The sequence below is a fragment of the Streptomyces vulcanius genome (assembly GCF_042653945.1).
Taxonomy (GTDB): domain Bacteria; phylum Actinomycetota; class Actinomycetes; order Streptomycetales; family Streptomycetaceae; genus Streptomyces; species Streptomyces mangrovi.
In genome coordinates, this window is the sequence record NZ_JBHSFK010000005.1 from 175,738 (window position 1) to 191,747 (window position 16,010).

At 68.8% G+C, this 16,010-nt stretch carries 16 protein-coding genes and 3 pseudogenes; 9 read left to right on the top strand and 10 right to left on the bottom strand.

The features are described 5' to 3' along the window. Positions 1–59 precede the first annotated feature (59 nt). From ACFPIH_RS09775 to ACFPIH_RS09795, 5 genes are read left to right on the top strand one after another with little or no spacing between them, the layout of a single operon-like run. On the top strand, positions 60–563 hold the full coding sequence (locus tag ACFPIH_RS09775) for an RNA polymerase sigma factor (RefSeq protein ID WP_381165796.1): 504 nt from the start codon (positions 60–62) through the stop codon (positions 561–563). After that, positions 560–1,420 carry a zf-HC2 domain-containing protein gene (locus ACFPIH_RS09780; protein WP_381165450.1) on the top strand — a complete coding sequence of 287 codons (861 nt, stop codon included), beginning with the start codon at positions 560–562 and terminating at the stop codon, positions 1,418–1,420. The genes ACFPIH_RS09775 and ACFPIH_RS09780 overlap by 4 nt, the downstream gene beginning before the upstream one ends. Before the next feature lie 23 nt (positions 1,421–1,443). Further along, on the top strand, positions 1,444–2,253 hold the full coding sequence (locus ACFPIH_RS09785) for an ABC transporter ATP-binding protein (RefSeq protein WP_381165448.1): 810 nt from the start codon (positions 1,444–1,446) through the stop codon (positions 2,251–2,253). Continuing rightward, positions 2,250–3,647 (top strand): hypothetical protein, encoded by a 1,398-nt coding sequence (locus ACFPIH_RS09790; protein ID WP_381165446.1) that lies wholly within the window; start codon positions 2,250–2,252, stop codon positions 3,645–3,647. The genes ACFPIH_RS09785 and ACFPIH_RS09790 overlap by 4 nt, the downstream gene beginning before the upstream one ends. After that, on the top strand, positions 3,644–4,219 hold the full coding sequence (locus ACFPIH_RS09795) for a hypothetical protein (protein WP_381165444.1): 576 nt from the start codon (positions 3,644–3,646) through the stop codon (positions 4,217–4,219). The genes ACFPIH_RS09790 and ACFPIH_RS09795 overlap by 4 nt, the downstream gene beginning before the upstream one ends. A gap of 64 nt (positions 4,220–4,283) precedes the next feature. Here the strand turns inward: ACFPIH_RS09795 and ACFPIH_RS09800 are convergent, their stop codons facing one another. The 8 genes and pseudogenes from ACFPIH_RS09800 to ACFPIH_RS09835 form a co-directional block, all read right to left on the bottom strand. Next, positions 4,284–5,489 (bottom strand): MFS transporter, encoded by a 1,206-nt coding sequence (locus tag ACFPIH_RS09800; RefSeq protein ID WP_381165442.1) that lies wholly within the window; start codon positions 5,487–5,489, stop codon positions 4,284–4,286. A gap of 30 nt (positions 5,490–5,519) precedes the next feature. Next, a complete protein-coding gene (locus tag ACFPIH_RS09805) occupies positions 5,520–6,221 on the bottom strand; it encodes a DUF4389 domain-containing protein (protein ID WP_381165441.1) in 702 nt (233 codons plus the stop codon). A gap of 323 nt (positions 6,222–6,544) precedes the next feature. Beyond that, positions 6,545–6,847 carry an alpha/beta hydrolase domain-containing protein gene (locus tag ACFPIH_RS09810; protein ID WP_381165439.1) on the bottom strand — a complete coding sequence of 101 codons (303 nt, stop codon included), beginning with the start codon at positions 6,845–6,847 and terminating at the stop codon, positions 6,545–6,547. Beyond that, complete coding sequence (locus ACFPIH_RS09815; protein WP_381165437.1) at positions 6,771–7,190, bottom strand: hypothetical protein; 420 nt, start codon at positions 7,188–7,190, stop codon at positions 6,771–6,773. Before ACFPIH_RS09815 ends, ACFPIH_RS09810 begins: the two co-directional genes overlap by 77 nt. Before the next feature lie 48 nt (positions 7,191–7,238). Beyond that, on the bottom strand, positions 7,239–7,898 hold the full coding sequence (locus ACFPIH_RS09820) for a hypothetical protein (protein WP_381165435.1): 660 nt from the start codon (positions 7,896–7,898) through the stop codon (positions 7,239–7,241). A gap of 211 nt (positions 7,899–8,109) precedes the next feature. Beyond that, entirely contained in the window at positions 8,110–8,763 is a 654-nt protein-coding gene (locus tag ACFPIH_RS09825; protein ID WP_381165433.1) for a hypothetical protein, read from the bottom strand. Positions 8,764–8,938: 175 nt separating this feature from the next. After that, a pseudogene (locus tag ACFPIH_RS09830) lies at positions 8,939–9,615 on the bottom strand (DUF4291 domain-containing protein). Beyond that, positions 9,512–11,092 carry an alkaline phosphatase family protein gene (locus ACFPIH_RS09835; RefSeq protein ID WP_381165431.1) on the bottom strand — a complete coding sequence of 527 codons (1,581 nt, stop codon included), beginning with the start codon at positions 11,090–11,092 and terminating at the stop codon, positions 9,512–9,514. The pseudogene ACFPIH_RS09830 and the gene ACFPIH_RS09835 overlap by 104 nt, the downstream one beginning before the upstream one ends. Before the next feature lie 516 nt (positions 11,093–11,608). On the opposite strand from ACFPIH_RS09835, the gene ACFPIH_RS09840 reads away from it, so the two are divergent. Continuing rightward, positions 11,609–12,115, top strand: a complete 507-nt coding sequence (locus tag ACFPIH_RS09840; RefSeq protein WP_381165429.1) for a DUF4760 domain-containing protein — start codon at positions 11,609–11,611, stop codon at positions 12,113–12,115. Between the two features lie 325 nt (positions 12,116–12,440). Beyond that, positions 12,441–13,409, top strand: coding sequence for a DUF6585 family protein (locus tag ACFPIH_RS09845; RefSeq protein WP_381165427.1), 969 nt, complete (start codon positions 12,441–12,443; stop codon positions 13,407–13,409). A gap of 39 nt (positions 13,410–13,448) precedes the next feature. Here the strand turns inward: ACFPIH_RS09845 and ACFPIH_RS09850 are convergent. Next, positions 13,449–13,927 (bottom strand): annotated as a pseudogene (locus ACFPIH_RS09850) (DUF4291 domain-containing protein); the annotation flags it as partial. 470 nt (positions 13,928–14,397) lie between these two features. Between ACFPIH_RS09850 and ACFPIH_RS09855 the strand changes: the two are divergent. After that, positions 14,398–15,336, top strand: coding sequence for a class I SAM-dependent methyltransferase (locus tag ACFPIH_RS09855; protein ID WP_381165425.1), 939 nt, complete (start codon positions 14,398–14,400; stop codon positions 15,334–15,336). A 297-nt stretch (positions 15,337–15,633) separates the two neighbouring features. Here the strand turns inward: ACFPIH_RS09855 and ACFPIH_RS09860 are convergent. After that, positions 15,634–15,888, bottom strand: a pseudogene (locus ACFPIH_RS09860) (transposase); the annotation flags it as partial. On the opposite strand from ACFPIH_RS09860, the gene ACFPIH_RS56495 reads away from it, so the two are divergent. Further along, entirely contained in the window at positions 15,887–16,006 is a 120-nt protein-coding gene (locus tag ACFPIH_RS56495) for a DUF3885 domain-containing protein (protein WP_465270367.1), read from the top strand. The pseudogene ACFPIH_RS09860 and the gene ACFPIH_RS56495 overlap by 2 nt on opposite strands. The last annotated feature ends 4 nt before the right edge of the window (positions 16,007–16,010 follow it).

A 16,010-nucleotide genomic window follows, 5' to 3' on the forward strand; every position in this document is an offset into this window, starting at 1 on the left:
GTGTGAGATCAGTCAGGGCAACGCTGCACGAGGTGGACGAGGAGCGTCTCGTCCGGCTGGTGGCAAGAGGCGACCGCGCCGCGTTCGAGGAGTTGTACCGGCGTACGTCGCCGTGGCTGGCGGTGCGGCTGCGCCGCCGGTGCGTGGACGAGCAGATCGTCGCGGAGGTCATGCAGGAGACCTATCTGGCGGTGTGGCGCGCGGCGGGTGCGTTCGCCGGGGCCGCGGTCGGCGGGACGGCCACCGGCTGGCTGTGGACGATCGCGGCGCGCCGCCTGGTCGACGCGTTCCGGCGCAGGGCTCACCACGCGGAGCCGCCACCCGCCGCCGCTGCGCCCGACGCGGCGCCCGCCGCCGAGGAGGAGGCGCTCGCGGCGACCGTCGGCGGTGATGTCGGGGACGCGCTGCGGTGCCTGGCACCGGAGCTGAGACAGGTACTGCAGGCCATGGTGCTCGACGGGCTGTCCGTCCGGGAGACCGCGGTCCTGCTCGGGCTGCCCGAGGGCACGGTCAAGACCCGTGCCCGCCGGGCCCGGATCGCGATGCGGAGGGCGCTGGCGTGAGTGTGGAACACGCGTCGACGCGGATCATCGAGGATTACGCGCGCGGCGGCGCGGACCTCGCCGCCGACGAGGTGTGGGCCGTGGAGGCCCATCTGGAGACGTGCCGGGTGTGCCGTGACCGGCTGTCCGCCGCTGTCGATGCCGAGGTGCCCGCCGTTGCCTCCCTGGTCGACACCGTGTGGTCCGGCCTCGAACCCCGGCTGGCGGCAACCGCCACGATGCCGCGCCGACGGCGCTGGTCGGCGCGGCTGTCGAGGTGGATGACGCCCGCGATGGTGCCGTGGCTGGCCATGGTCGTGGGCGTGACGCTGCTGGCCCTGCTGCTCGACCTGGTCGACAACGGCTCTGGCACCGGCTCCGGCACCGGCTTCGGTTCCGGTTCCGGTTCCGGTGAGGTGTCGCTGGTGCTGCTGTTCGCGCCGGTCCTGCCCGTGCTCGGCGTCGCGGCGTCGTGGTCGCGCGGTCTGGACCCGGTGTGCGAACTGACCGCCTCGGTGCCCAGGGCCGGGCTCTATCTGGTGCTGCGGCGCACCGCGTCCGTGCTCGGCGTGGTCGTTCCCGCGCTGCTGGTGGGCGGATGGGCGACGGGGGTGATGGTGGCTCAGTGGCTGCTGCCCTGCCTGGCCTTCACCGCGACGACCCTGGCGCTCGGCGGTGTCGTCGGGGTGACCCGCGCCGCCGTCGTGCTGGCCGCCGTGTGGGCCGCCGTGGTCGTGGCGCCGACCCTGGCCACCAGCCGTACGACCTTCGCCCTGCAGACGGGCGGTCTGCCCGCGTGGGGGCTGATCCTCGCACTCGGCACCGGTGTCGTGATCGCCCGCAGAGGCGCGTACTCCGTGCTGGGAGCCCATCGATGACCATCAGGAAGGCAGGACCCCCTATGACGTCCGCCGTGAGCACGGCCGACATCGCACCGACGGCCTACGCCTGGGAGATCCAGGCCACCGGGCTGAAGGTCAGGGTCGGCAGGAAACGGATGGCCGTCGACGGCCTCGACCTCTCGCTGGGCACCGGCGTACACGGACTCCTCGGCCCCAACGGGGCGGGCAAGACCACCCTCATCCGGACCCTGGCCACCGTGCTGCGCCCCACCGAGGGCACCCTGGAGCTGCTCGGCGAGTCCGCGGGCGGCATGGGCGAGCACCGTGCGCTGCGCCGCCGGATCGGCTACCTGCCGCAGGAGTTCGGCTACTACAAGCGCTTCACGGTGCGCGAGTTCGTCGAGTACATGGCGTGGCTGAAGGAGGTGCCGAAGGCGGACATCCCCGCGGCGGTGCAGCGCGCCGTGGAGCGGGTGGGTCTGGCGGACCGCGCCGACGACAGGATGAAGGCCCTCTCGGGCGGCATGGTGCGCAGGGTCGGCATCGCCCAGGCCATCGTCAACGACCCGACGATCCTGCTCCTCGACGAACCGACGGTCGGCCTCGACCCGGCGCAGCGGCTGCGCTTCCGCGAACTGTTGCAGGAGTTGGGTACGGACACCTGCGTGCTCGTCTCGACCCACCTGGTCGAAGACGTCGCCGCCGCCTGCACCGACGTGGTGCTCTTCGCCGAGGGCCGGCTGGTCTTCCAGGGCACCCCGGACGACCTGGCGGCGGCGGGCGGCCCCGACCACGCGGGCGACAGCCCCCTGGAGCGAGGCTACTCGGCTCTGCTGCTCAACCCCGACCAGACCAGGGGGACTTGGTGAACATCCGCGTCCTGCGCATCGAACTGAGGCGCTCCGTCGCCCCGTGGGCCGGCGCCGTGGTCCTGATGGCGCCGCTGGCGTTCCTGTACCTGCTCAACGGCGTGTGGTGGACGGGCACCACGGCGTGGACGGCCCAGTGGACGTCCATGGCCCTGTGGACCCGCTCCCTGCTGTTCTACCTGTGGCCGCTCGCCGTGGGGCTCGGGGCGCTGCAGGGCCTGCGCGACCACCGCTCGAAGATGTCCGAGCTGCTGACGACCACACCGAGGCCCGCCCGGCACCGCGCGGCCGCGGTGGCGGGCACGACGGCGATCACGCTGGCCTCGGCCTTCGCGCTCCTCGTCCTCGTGGGCGGGGTCCAGGTGCTCGCCCACACCGAGTACACGCACCTCGGGTGGCTGCCGATCTCGCTGGTGGGGGCGCTCTCCCTCGTCGCGGGGGCCGTGCTGGGCATGGGGGCCGGGCGGGCCCTGCCGTCCGCGCTCACCCCGCCCGCGCTGACCATGGCCGCCTTCGTGTTCACGGCCCTCATGCAGATGTCGTTCGGCCGGACGGAGACGACCACGGCGACGGGGGTCCCGATCACGGAGCCGAACCGGGTCTCGCTGCTGTCACCGGCGGTGCAGGAGGTGCGCGATGTGCTCGTCACGCTCTCCGCCTCCGCGCACGTCGGGCAGACGATCTGGCTGCTCGGCATGGCCGCGACCGGCTTCGCGCTGCTGGTCGCTGCGACCCCGCGTGCCCGGCTGATCGCCCTGACGCCCGTCCTGGCGGGTGCGGTGATCGCCCTGCTCGTCCTCCCGTCCGACCCGCGCCGGATATATGTCGTCGACGAAGCCGCCGCGGAGCTGGTGTGCGACGGCCCGGTGTGCGTGACGAAGACGCAGCAGGCACGACTCGCCGACCTCGCGGGTCCCGGTAAGGAGGCGCTGCGCCTGCTGCACGGTGCCCTGGGCGGCCGGGCGCCGGTCTCGGTCCGGGAGGACACGGCCCTCCTGCCGGAAGGCACCACGCCGAAGTGGTCCCGCACGACCGTGCTCTTCGACTTCGACGACGACATCATCGCCGCCGCGAAGGGCGAGCAACTGACCCTGGCCCTGATAGCCAAAGGCATGGTGCCGGGGTGCACCCCCACCGGCTGGACCAGCTTCGGGTCAGATCTCTTCGCGCAGACCGTCGCGGTGGGCTGGGTTCTCGGGGACCTCAAGCCGCTTCCCCGCACGCTGTCAGCAGGTTCGCGCAGGGAGGTCGACGCCGAGACCCGCCCGGTGTGGAAGGAACTCAAGGCGCTGCCGCGGGCCGAACAGCTCTCGCGGATCAACGCGATGCGCGCCGCCGCGCTCTCCTGCGAGGGCGAACCGTTCGAGGCGCTGAAGGGCGGTGCGTCCCGGTGAGACGGCTGACGCTGTACGCGCGCTCGCGTCAGGTACCCGCGTCGCTCGCCGCGGTGGTGATCAGCGCGGTGGCGGTGTGGGCACTCGCCCGGGACGGGGGCGAGGGGCCCGGTGATCCACGGCCGGCCGTGCTCGTCCTCGCCGCGGGGGTGATGGCGGCCTCGATCGGGCTCAGCGGGCAGGATCTCGCGCTGGACCGGACGGCCGCGATCCGCTGGGTGCCCCGCAGAGCGGCGCACGTGCTGCTCGCCGGGGCGGTCGTCGGCGCGGTGCTGCTGACCGTGCAGATCATGGGCGAGTCCATGGTCACCACCGCGTTCGTCGTCCGGGACAGCGCGGGCCTGATGGGACTGGTCGCCCTGGGCGCGGCGCTCTCGGGCGGCCAGTACGCGTGGACGCTGCCGTTCGCCTGGCTCTCGTTCTCGTTCTTCGCCCCGCCCCCGACGAGTACGCCGACGCGGGTGGCGACCTGGATGCTGCTGCCGCCCGGCACGGCGGCGGGCACCTGGACGGCCCTGGTCCTCACGGTCGCCGGCACCGCGGCCTACGCCGTCGCGGGACCGAGACGGTAACCGGACCGGGCCACCGGACGGCACGCCTCCGCCCTCACATCACCGCGCCCGACACGCCCTCACGTCACCGCGCCCGCACGCCCTCACGCCGTTCCGGCTGCCGGAGCAGGTAGACGGCCGCGACCGCGACCAGGACCGCCATGCACGCGATGAAGACCAGGCCCGCGCCCTCCAGACCGATCGGACCCGTCAGTACGCCCACGCCGATCACCGGGAGCGAGATACCCGCGTACGCCACCACGAACAGCGTCGAGATCACCGCCGCGCGCCGGTCGTCGGGGGACGCCCCGGCCACCACGGACAGCCCGCCGCGGAACGCCAGCCCCTGTCCGCCACCGCCGACGAGCGCGCTCAGCACCACCAGCGACAGCAGATCCCATCGCAGCGCGCCCGCGAGCAGCGCCAGCCCGGCGAGGAGGCAGGCGCAGCCGAGCGGCAGCGCTCGCGCCACGCCGACCCGGCCCACCGCCAGTTGCCCGGCGGTCGAGGAGAAGAAGGCCAGCGCCACGACCAGCCCGCTCACGGCACGGTCGTCCACGTCCAGGGACTGCGAGAGGAACGCCGGGCTGACCGATGTGAACACCCCGAACAGCGCGAACCCCACGAACGAGGCGATCGCCGCCGGTCCGAACACCGCCCGCACCTGCGGGGGCAGGGCGGGCCGCCGCGGCCGTACCGTGCTCAGGGGCCGCCGCTCCCGTACGGTCTCCGGAAGCCGCAGCAGGACGGCGGCCGAGGCGGCCACCAGCGCGAGGTGCACGGCGAACGGCAGGTACAGCGGCCGGGCGGCGTACTGCGCCAGCACCCCGGCGAGCAGCGGGCCGCAGCCCAGTCCGCCCATGTTGGCCGCCGTCGCCACGAACGTGGCCCGGGAGGTGCCGGAGGAGGGGGCCAGCTCCATCACGTACGCCGTGGCGGCTCCGGTGAACAGACCGGCGGACAGCCCCGACAGCAGTCGCCCCGCGTACAGCCAGCCCAGCGCGGTGGCGCACAGGAAGCAGACGGCACTCGCCGCCGAGAAGCCCAGCCCGCACAGCAGCACCGGCCGTCTGCCCACGATGTCCGAGGCGTTGCCCGCCAGCAGCAGCACGCCGATGACCCCGAAGGCGTACACGGCGTACACGACGGTCACCGTCAGCTCGGAGAACCCGAACTTCGCCTGGTAGAGGCCGTAGAGGGGAGTCGGCAGCGTGGTGCCGGCCATGCACACGGCGAACACCGCCCCACTGAGCAGGCACTGGCGCCACCCTCGACGATCACCCCCACTCATGCCGCTGCCCCCCGCCGCGCGCGACGACCCCTACTGTCCGGGACCGCTCGGAGAGGTCTTCGTCAGCGGGGACGGCGGGGACGGCGGCGATGCCTGTCCGCCCATGTCGAGGCGGAACGGCGGATACTGGTCGGTCATCAGCGCGGCGTACGCGATCACCCGCGCGACCCAGCGGGCCAGCCCGAGCAGGAAGTCGAAGAGGTGGACCGGGTAACGGGCGGTGAAGGCCAGGATGACCACGGCGACCAGGGAGAGGAAGGGAATCAGCCCACCGTGGTACCACCCGTCCCCGCCTCCCCAGCCCCACTCACCGACGAAGAACCCGACGACGATGTACTGCGGGATCACGAGCAGCCACCACTTCACCAGGACCAGGCCGCGGGACAGGCGCTCCGGATAGGCGACGTCGAAGTGCGCCGGGTAGTCGGGCACGTCCGCGAGGGTGAACGGCGGGTACCGGTCGGTGCCGAGCGCGGTATGGGCGTAGTAGCTGACACGCCAGTTCCAGCGCAGTACGCCGACATTGAAGTCGAAGAGGGACCGGGGGTACCGGGCGGTGAACAGGATGGCGAAGAACGCGATGACGGTCACCACGGAGAACGCGATCCCCAGGAAGAACAGCACGATGTAGTGCGGAATGGCGAGAAGCCACTTCACCAGCCATAGCCACCTTGACAGCCGGGGATCGAGAGACGCTTCGAGACGCACGGGTGACACGGCTACCGGAATCATGCGGCGCACTCCTTTCGAGTGTCCCCACCCGGGCGGCCACCGGCAGGCGACCAGACCATTCCCCGATCATGAATTCAGGCTCGCACGGGCGGCGGACACCCGCATCCGGGACGGGCCCACTTGCCGGCGACGCTGCCACCCTTTGTCGGCGGAAATGGACGAACACGATATCGATTTGGCCAGGGAGGCCGGAGCGCCGAAGATTGCCATGGTCAAAGTTCTCGGGAAACGGTGCGGCCCGCAGGGACGCTCGAGGACGAATTCGTCAGCGCTCTGTGTCAGGAATTCGCAGAGACCGAGGGGGCCGAGTCGCACGCATCGCCCTACAGAATCTCCTTGGTGAGCCGGAAGGCGGACCGGGATTCGCCGATGCCGAGCACCTTGTGCGGCCGCAAGCCGCCGAGGACGGTGGACGCCGAGTCGCGTACCGCCTGCCCGGCCTGCGAGAACATGTCGTACGAGTAGCTGTCGCCGGGGTGCGACAGGGCGGCGTAGCGGTCCGGGTCCGCCAGTCGTCGGCTTGAAATTGCTGGAGACCGGCGTCGGGCATCACGGTGCGTAGTAGGCGGCGTACCAAGCCGAGTGCCCCGCGACGGAGAAATCCTCGAAGTCGCCGGCCGCTTCACAGCGGAGCAGTCGTTGCAGTGCCGCTTCGGCTTCGGGCAGGCGCCGGCTCGACAGGTACGCCTTGGTTCTGGCCAGCCCGCTTCCGCACAGCAACTGAATGTCGATCGAGAAGCCGGCGTCCATGCTGGCGGACTTGGCCTGCCAGATGAGCAACACGTCTTCGAGGACCGCGGCGTTGAACAGCTGTACGCAGCAGAGCTTCATCAACTCCGTGTCACCGTCTCCCTGCGCACGCTTCTCCAGCCGGGTTTGTGCGGTGAGCAGACCTCGTACTTCGTCGAGGTTCGCCCCGGCGGGGTGCAGGCCGTACCGGAGCAGGCCCTCGTCTTCGTCCATCGCCATGCTCTCTCAGGGCTCCGTCGGATTCGATCCGCAGTCTGGTTACGTAGGTCAGGCTTCTGCGCTGTCGGCGTGGCTGTGGTCCGTGCCGCGTGTCCACAGCGAAATGTCGCTGCTCGTCGCCACGGCGATGGTCTGTCCTGAGGGCGAGAAACCGACCGCGCGGAGTTCGGAGTAGTCGGAGTGGAAGATGTGCCACCACCGCTCTCCGTGGGGACCGGGGTGGGGCAGGCCGCCGTCGCCGGAGAGCAGGACACGGTCGTTCGGCCAGGCCGGGGTGACGACCTCCAGGGTCCAACCGTCCGCGGTGGTGGTGTGAAGCCCTCCGCCGAAAAGCCCCGCGATGCGCACGCGGCTGCCGCTGATCGGCCCCAGCCCGGGGCAGGACAGGTCGGCGACCGCGTCGGGGGTGCTGTCCTCGGGGTCGGGGTCGCGGTCCCTGGCGATCCTCTCCCCGGTGACGGCATCGAAGAGGCCGTGACCGTCGTGTGAGACGGCCATCACCAGATCCCGGCCGTCCTCGGGACGCGATGCGAAGCCGATCCCGAGGAGCCCGCCGACGGGCACGAAGGCAACGCGCTGCCAGGGTTCGGGGGCAGGCACCACGGGAGCCGCGAGGAGCCGTGCGCGCAAAGCCTGTTGGTACGCGGAGAGCTCTGGCTCAAGAACCGGCTGCTCGACCGGAACTGCTTTCTTCGCCCACTTCGTCACAGCTCCATGATCCCCGCTTCGCCAGGCTGGCCCAACGGAGTTGACGCGTCTACCTTCTCCAGTACCCCCTTGGCCGCAGGCCGGCGGAGTACTCGTCGCGCTTCCTTCTCTGCGGCCCGCTGGTCGGTCGGCTCGTGCCCGAAGTCCGCCAACCGTGATCACGGCAGGCCCCAACTGCGCACCCACCAACCCGGCTTGATGACCCACGTCATCACTGCTCAATCGCCGAGGAAGCCTCCGCAGCGTAGGCGAGGAGGTTCGCGAAGCGCAGCCATCGAAGCGTGTACCCGTTCAGCGGCGCGTAGCCCGGCCGGGTAAGACCGCGGATGCCGTGGACGGTGTCGGCCAGGTGCTCCGCTGCCGGGCGGTCGACGAGGCCGAGGGCCTTGAGGTACGAGGAGGCGCAGGCATCGAGCCGCGCGTGCAGGTCGGCGAGTTGTCGTACTCGGATGTCGGGGGAGAGCGTCTCGTCGGGGTAGGGGAAGCGCCGGAACGCCGAGTGTCGGTTTGCCACGGCGGCGATCAACCCCAGTCGGGAGGGCGCCGTTGCACTCGGCCAGCGGGGCCCGCGCAGAGCGGCCGTGTCGGAGGCCCGCGGAGTGCGCCGGCCGTCCGCCTTCTCCAACCGGCGGCGGGCAGCGAAGTCATCCACCGCCTTCAGGTGAACCGCTCGGCTCTCCTCCAACGTGTCCAGCGCGCGCAGCAGCGCCGCGGGATCCCTGCGCAGATCGGGAGCGGGGCACGCCGTCGCGGCGAGATACGCCCAGGTCGCGTTGAAGCCGAGCGGGCAGTAGTCCCCGACGGCACACCTCAGTGCCCTGTGCCGTCGGGCGAGCGGCAACCGCTCGTCACGCACCCTGCGCACATCTGTTCCGAAGCCCACCCGGCGCCGTCAGCCTTCGGCCTTCGCCACACCGATCGGGCAGGGCGCGCCCGTTCCGGCAAGGCTGTGCTGCCAGGTGACCCGTCGGCCGCAGGGGGCTGTTGGGCGAAGCAGCGCGTCATCCCTGTAGGTGGGCAAGAAGTTCGTCTCCAATGGGTTAGGGGCGTTCCCGGGGCAGCAGTCGGGCGGCGGAATCCAGGCCGCCGCCGCTGACGAGGGCATGGATCTCGCGGGCGAGCGGGGTCACGTCGCGGAGGGAGACCGTCCACTCGTCCGCGTAGCGTCGCACTGCCTCACCGGACAGGCCGAGTCGCAGGGACCGGTACGGCAGGGGTTGCCGGTGCAGGTCCGCTCCGGGTCCCACTGCACGCGGGTGGGCGCGCGCTTCAACTGACGCTGCCAGGTGGCGCGGTCGGGGTGGACGCCGCGGGCGTAGCTCGACATGCACGCGTGGCGCAGCGCCCACTCGAAGCCGTCGCGGGCGATCTCGACAGCCAGGACGGTCTCCTGTCCTTCCTTGGCGCCCCAGCCGCAGCGGCACATCATCCACAGGAACGACGGCTTGATCCATGTCAAGGCGCGCTGACAGACCTTTAGCTTGTATCGGGCTGCACTGAGCGTCCGCACAACACCTTCGCGAAAGTAGTCTCTTGCGACTGCCTCTCGCGTCCTTGCCGCGAGGATTGGCGCCACTCGGGTTTGTCCCTCGCGACGTCTTCCAATGAGCGAATCACGCTGAGGTTGTCGGCGGCGCCAGCCGGGGGAAGTGGATGGCAAGGAAGTCGCGGATGATCTGCAGGGCCTGCTCCGGGGGGACATCCGCGTTCGGGTCATCGGGCAGACCGGTGATCCGGATGCCCTGCTGGTCGGCGAATCCGCGGATGCCTTCGAAGGCAGCTTTGCCGAGGGTGGACAGGCTCTTGCCGATGATCAGGGCGTCCTCGACGTACTGAGGCACCGGGCGTGGGTCCGCCACCGGCCAGGTGGCCGGGTCGCGGGGGGTGTCGAGGGTGAAGGCGTGGGTGAAGGTCCGGGCGGCGGCGTCGCGTGCGGTGAACGGCCCGCCCAGATCCCAGCGCTCGCGCAGGGTGGCGATGAGCGAGGTGTGGCGGTGCTCCTCGTTGAATACCTCGCCCTCGGCCACCCACGGGGAGACCACGATGGCCGGGACCCGGTAGCCGGATCGGTCGAACGTGAACCCGAGCTGGCCGGCCGGAGCGGACGGGTCGGGTGGCGGCACGGGGCCGGGCGGGACGTGGTCGTAGGTGCCGCCGGGTTCGTCCCAGCCGATCAGCAGGGCCGTGTTCCATACGGTGGACCCCTCTGTGCCCTGCATCGCCTTGTAGACGTTGTAGATCCGGGCCAGGAACGCCTCGCCGCCCAGGATCGAGGACGGCGGGTCCACGCCAGGGATCACGACGCCTTGGCCCAAAGCGCGCGAGACCGCGGGGTGGTAGTCGCCGTGTCCGAGTACCAGGCAGGGCTCGATGAAGGAGAAGTCGGGCAGGTCCCCGGTGGCGGCGTCGGCCTCGAACTGCGAGAACGGCACGAAGTGCGTCTCGAAGCGGTCCTTGAGCCGCGGGTAGTGGATCAGACCGGTCATGGAGAACCGGTCCGGCTCGGCGATGTACACCTTCCAGGTCCGGCCGTGCTGCTCAAGCCGGTTGAAGATTGTCTCGGCGTCGTTGTGCAGGACCCAGTTCTCGACCGGCGAGTTCACCACGAACCCCGACGCCGTTGCCGCGGTCCAGAACGACCGGTTGGTCAGGGTCTGCGAGGGCACTTCGCTGAACCAGTGGTCGAACACGCCGAAGGAGCGCGCCAGCCCGCTCAGCACGGGGATCTGTTCCGGGGTGAACCCGGTCATCACCTGCGCGTACTCCTCGTAGGTGGGCTGGCGGCCCAGCTCCGCGGTCAGGGTGCTGATGTAGTCGGTGACGAAGCCGTCCATCGTGGGCGTGCGGCCGGGTTCGGGGGCGTTGTAGGGGGCCGTGACCTCGTCGCGGATCTTGAAGCGGTTGTGCTCATCGAGGATGTTGAAGAGCTGGGTGTTGGTGTGCGGGTACTCCTCGCCGGTGTCCGGGTTGGGGCTGTCCATGTCGGTGGCCGCGGTGTACGGCACCACCTTGCGGTCGGCGCCGTGCTCGGCCCACTCCGGGATCGGGTTCGTGAGGTCCCTGTCGGCCACGCCCTCGAACGTCTTGCCGTCCTGCAGCCCGTACAGGCGGCCGAGTACGTTGTCCAACGATCGGTTCTCGAACACGACCACCACCACGTGATCGAGCGCATGATCCTTGCTCCGACTCACCATTGGGTGACCTCTTCATCTCGAAGGGCCGGCTCTGCTACCGCACACGCGCTGCCAGGGGCACCCGAAGGCGGCCCGCGGGCCGCCGATCCCGGCGTGAAACTGTGCAGGGCGTCATGTGCGCATGGCATCCCGCACCGAACGGCGCGGAATTGCGCTCGGGACTCCGGGCGGGCAGGCAAGCCGTACTCAAGGGGCAAGGGTCCGCAAGGTTCCTTCCACCGTGCCGCACCCAACTTCCAGCGTGCCCCCGTCCCGCCATAACCGCACGCGGGGACCCCTGCTCCTCGACGCAGGCTGACATGGCGGCGCCGCACTGTAGCCCTCGCCGTCAGACAGGGGTATGAGTCTGCGAACGCGGCATGATGATCCACGTCAAGCCGCGCTCACAGACCGTTTGTGTTCGACCGAAATGGCGCTTGCGGCCGGAGCCGTACATGACCCCCTGCCAGGGCCAGAGGTCAATCCTGCCCGGGTGGCCACCTACCCAAGGGCTCAACGCGGTGCTGTACTGCACAGATGGGGGATGTATGGACCGCTGTCGGCGCTGTGAGTGCTGCGCTCGGAACACTGGTCGTGGTTGCCGCCTCGTTCTTCGCCTACTCGCAGATCAAAGAGGCTCGCCTTTCTCGGCATGTGCAGCTTCTCATCTCTTTCCAAGAAAAGTACCACTCACCAGCGGCGCGGCGCTTTCGGTACCGTCTTATAAGTGGCGAGTTTGGGCCGCCCGAGAATTTCGATCCGACACGCATGTGCGACGATGACTTTCATTCCTTCTGGCAACTCCACGATCAACTTGAGATGCTGGGCGTGCTGGTCGAGAAAAAGTTACTGGCCTTCGATCTCGTATTGGCTTGCTTTCACCGCTCTCCGCCACAGGTCTGGAGCGCCATTGAGCCTTACATTATGAATCGAAGGGACCTGGCTTCACCCCTTGAAGGGGTACATTTTGAGCGACTGGTTCAGCTATACCGAAACTCCCCTACACTCAATTCCGATTACTGGGATCGGCAGAACACGCTGTAGGGAGCAGGTCATGCTAGATGATTGATCGCCGATGTGGCGAGTCCGCCTGGTGGCAGTTCGATTGGCAGATCGTTACCGAGAACCGGTGTCAACCCCAGGAGTCTGTCAACGCGGCATGATGACCCACGTCAAGCCTCGTTCACAACCTCTCGCCGGAGAGCCGGCAGGCGACAACTACTGCGCCGTGAGCCGGCTTCTGGTCGTCCAGGAAGGTATGTGCAGGCCAATAAGATCTCCGACGCCGGTCGGGGAGCGACTTCCGGAGCAACCCTGGGGCGTTGGGAACAGGCCACCCGCTACCGGGACCCCGACACGCGGCTCGGCCATGGGCGTGGTCGGTCCCCGACGAACGACAGCCATCTACCGGTTTCTAGCCAGGCGCCGTAGCATCTCGACGACATCGGGATCGTCAACTTGCCTTGCTAACAGGCCTGTTGGTGCACAGCGGCGCACGGTGGGAGTGACAATGGGGGCCCGAAACCTATGGGACGAGATCCCGGCGACCGTGCCGGGCGCGGCGGCGGAGCACCGGCTCGGCGCCAGTCGGTACGCCTTTCGCACACAGACCAGCTCGGTGTCCTGGTGGGGCTCGTTCATGCTCCTGCTGGTCACGGCATTCTGCGTGATGATGATCTTCATCATCAGCGGTGAAAGCGAGTGGACGAACGCGGTCCTCTTCATCATCCTCGGCGGATGCACCTTCCTCGGGGCGATCGCCGTTCCGCTGGTGGCATTGTTCAGGCCTGTCGAATGGTGCGCCGTCTTCGAGGGCGGAGTCGTCTATCAGGACGGGTCGCGACCGCCGATCGTCGGGGCCTGGGAAGAAATCACCGGGTGCCAGCGACACGCAACGGACCTCGTACGCAACGGGGTCACCATGTCCACCACGCATTCGGTGTACGTCCAGATGCCGGCCGGCAACTTCATGTTGTCGGGTGACACCCCCAACGCGCGGGATATCAGCGCACTGATCGGGGAACACTGGGTCGCGGTCCAGGAACGGATCGCTGAGGAGCACGCCACCGCGCAGCTGGCCGAACTCGGCGAGTTGTTGCAGACCGGTGGACGTGTGGAGTTCGGGCCGTTCACAGTGAGCCTGGCCGGACTCGAGCACGGGGGCACTGTCCTGGACTGGAAGAAGATCAGCGAGGTCGAGCTGATGGGATCGACCATATGCGTGGTGGTCACCGGTGAGCGCAAGCCGGTGCGGGAGCCGGTCTCCGGCGTGCCGGACAGCGTGCTGTTCCTCACCCTCTCGGACGCCCTGCGACGGACGGCACAGCAGACCACGTGAGGAAGCCACCCATCACGACAGGCACCTACCAGAACTGAGCTAGATCCACGAGTGTCCTACCGCCGTAGAGAGGGCCACCACGTCCTCCGCCACCGGATACGGCCGCTCCTCGGGCAACAAGGCTGCCGCACGCCCGAGTTCACCGGCCCGCACCAGCCCGTGCACCTCCCGGGCCAGCCCGGTCACGTCCTCGATCCCGACGATCCACTCATCGGCGTACCGCACGGTCGCCTCTCCCGCGAGCCCCAGCTGAAGCGACCGGTACGGAAGGGGGTTGAGGTGCAGATCCCGTTCCGGATCCCACTGCACCCGCGTCGGCGCCCCCTTCAACTGCCGCTTCCACTCGGCCTGGTCACCGTGCACCTCCTGCACGAAGTGCGACAGACAAGCGTGCCGCAGTCCCCCCGCTCGAAACCCTCCCGGCTGATCTCGACCCCCAGGACGGTCTCCTGATTCTCCTTCAGACCCCACTCGCAGCGATACATCATCCACAGGAAGCTGGGCTTGATCCATGTCAAGCCTCGTTCACAGACCTTTTGGCGGGCGAGGGCGACACGGTCAGGTAGGCGCCCACCGCCTGGTCCGGGACGTCACCCTCAACAGCCCCCAGAACACGGCCGATCGTGGCCGACGACGGAGTGCGCCGCCATCTGAGCAGGTGGCGCCGGATCCCGATCACTGCTAGCAGGATCGCTGTCAGTGAGTACCACGGGCCCCGCCGTGCGCGCGGGTCGGGCACCGAGTCATGATCATCGGACTTGGACACCACAATGATCACGAAGCCCGTGTCTGCCCTGTTGTACGCCTCAACCAGTCACAACCCGACCAGCGGCACGACCCCGGAACTTGCAAACGCCCTAGTACTCCAGTCGCAGTTCGCTACTAGTGCGGCCGTCGACGAATCGGGCCATCGAAGGCTCATCAATCACCTGAACGGACATCGGCGTGTCCGAGGTTTTCGAATGCCGCATCGCTTAGTTTGATACCCATGGGGAAAAGTCAGATTTCAGTGAGCGTTCGGCAGCGGATCAAGCGCGCTGCCAAGCGCCAGGCGGTCTTTGCGAACATGTCCTTCTCCCGGCTGGGAATCCTTGTCGCGCCACGCCATTACTATTCCTCTGCTCCGGACCTGCGCGGTCTGGCGGAAACCCGTGAGCTGTGGCGTACCCCTTCCAGTCTGCCCGGCCTGCATATCGATCTCGATGAACAGATGGCCTGGCTCGAGAAGGTATGCAAGCCGTTCGTCGATGAATATCGCGGAAATAGGGTGTTCGAGGAGTCGGGTGATCTCGGCCCGGGATACGGCTATATCGAGGCGCAGGCCCTGCGCGGTATCCTACGCTCGCTGTGCCCCCGCCGGTACCTCGAAGTGGGCAGCGGAGTCTCCACGCATATCGCGCTACAGGCACTCACCCGGAACGCCGAGGACGGTCGTCCGGGGACGGTGACCTGCATCGAGCCGTACCCGCGCGACTGGCTGTCCCGGGACGCCCGCGTTCAGCTGCATCGCGTACCGGTCCAGACCGTCGACCTGGCGACGTTCACCTCCCTGACCGCGGGTGATGTGCTGTTCGTGGACTCGTCCCACGTGGTGAAACCTGGTTCGGACGTGAACTTCCTCGTTCTGGAGGTCTTTCCGCGTCTCGCACCGGGCGTAATTGTCCACCTCCATGACATTTACCTGCCGTACGACTATCAATGTGACCTGTTGGACAGCGTGTTGCACTGGGCGGAAACCTCGCTCGTGCGGGCCTTCCTGGCGAACAACAGCCGTGCCCGGATCCTCGCGTGTATGTCCCACCTGCACTATGAAAGGCCCGACGAGATGCGGGCGGTCTTCCCGGACTACCGGCCGGCGCCCCATCGTGACGGTCTCTTGGCCGGGGAGGGGCACTTCCCTGCTTCGCTGTGGTTCGAAGTCTGTTGATGCCCGATTTCTGCTCGATCGTTGCGCCGATGTGGTGGACGTCGACGGCCACCCCAGGGCGTTTGCAAGTTCCGGGGTCGTGCGGCTGGTCGGGTTGTGACTGGTTGGGGCGTACAACAGGGCAGGCCTCGATCGTTCATGAGTCTCCGTGAGTTTGCGGGCGGGGACTCTGTGTTCGTGGGGCGCGGTCTTTTCGGGGCCGGGGCAGGCCGAGAGCCCGGCTGTCGGTTCGGGTGGGCGCCGGGTTCCACGTCGCCGGTGTGGTGGTGCGGGTTGTCGGGACGGTCGAAGTGGTGGTCAGCCCGGGATCGGCAGAGCGTGGAGCCTGTCGATTGCGTGGATGATGACGCCGGTCCAGGGCCATCGGGCGGGCAGGCGGAGCCAGTGGCGGCGGCCGGTGTTCACGAGCTGGGCGGCGGCGGAGAACAGCCGGAGACGGAGCTTCTTGGGTTCCCAGCGGCGGGTGCGGCCGGTCAGGGCGAGCATCGGCATCCAGGCGAGGAGGCCGAGCACGAGGGAGACGATCTCCAGCCAGATCCGGTTCTGGGCCGTGTGCATCCACCATGCCTACGACGGCGGCGCAGATGCCGTCCTTGTCACGCTTGCAGAGCGCGACCGTGTGCGTGACCAACACACAGACTGGCTTTCCAGCCACCCGGCCGGCTTCTGAGAGC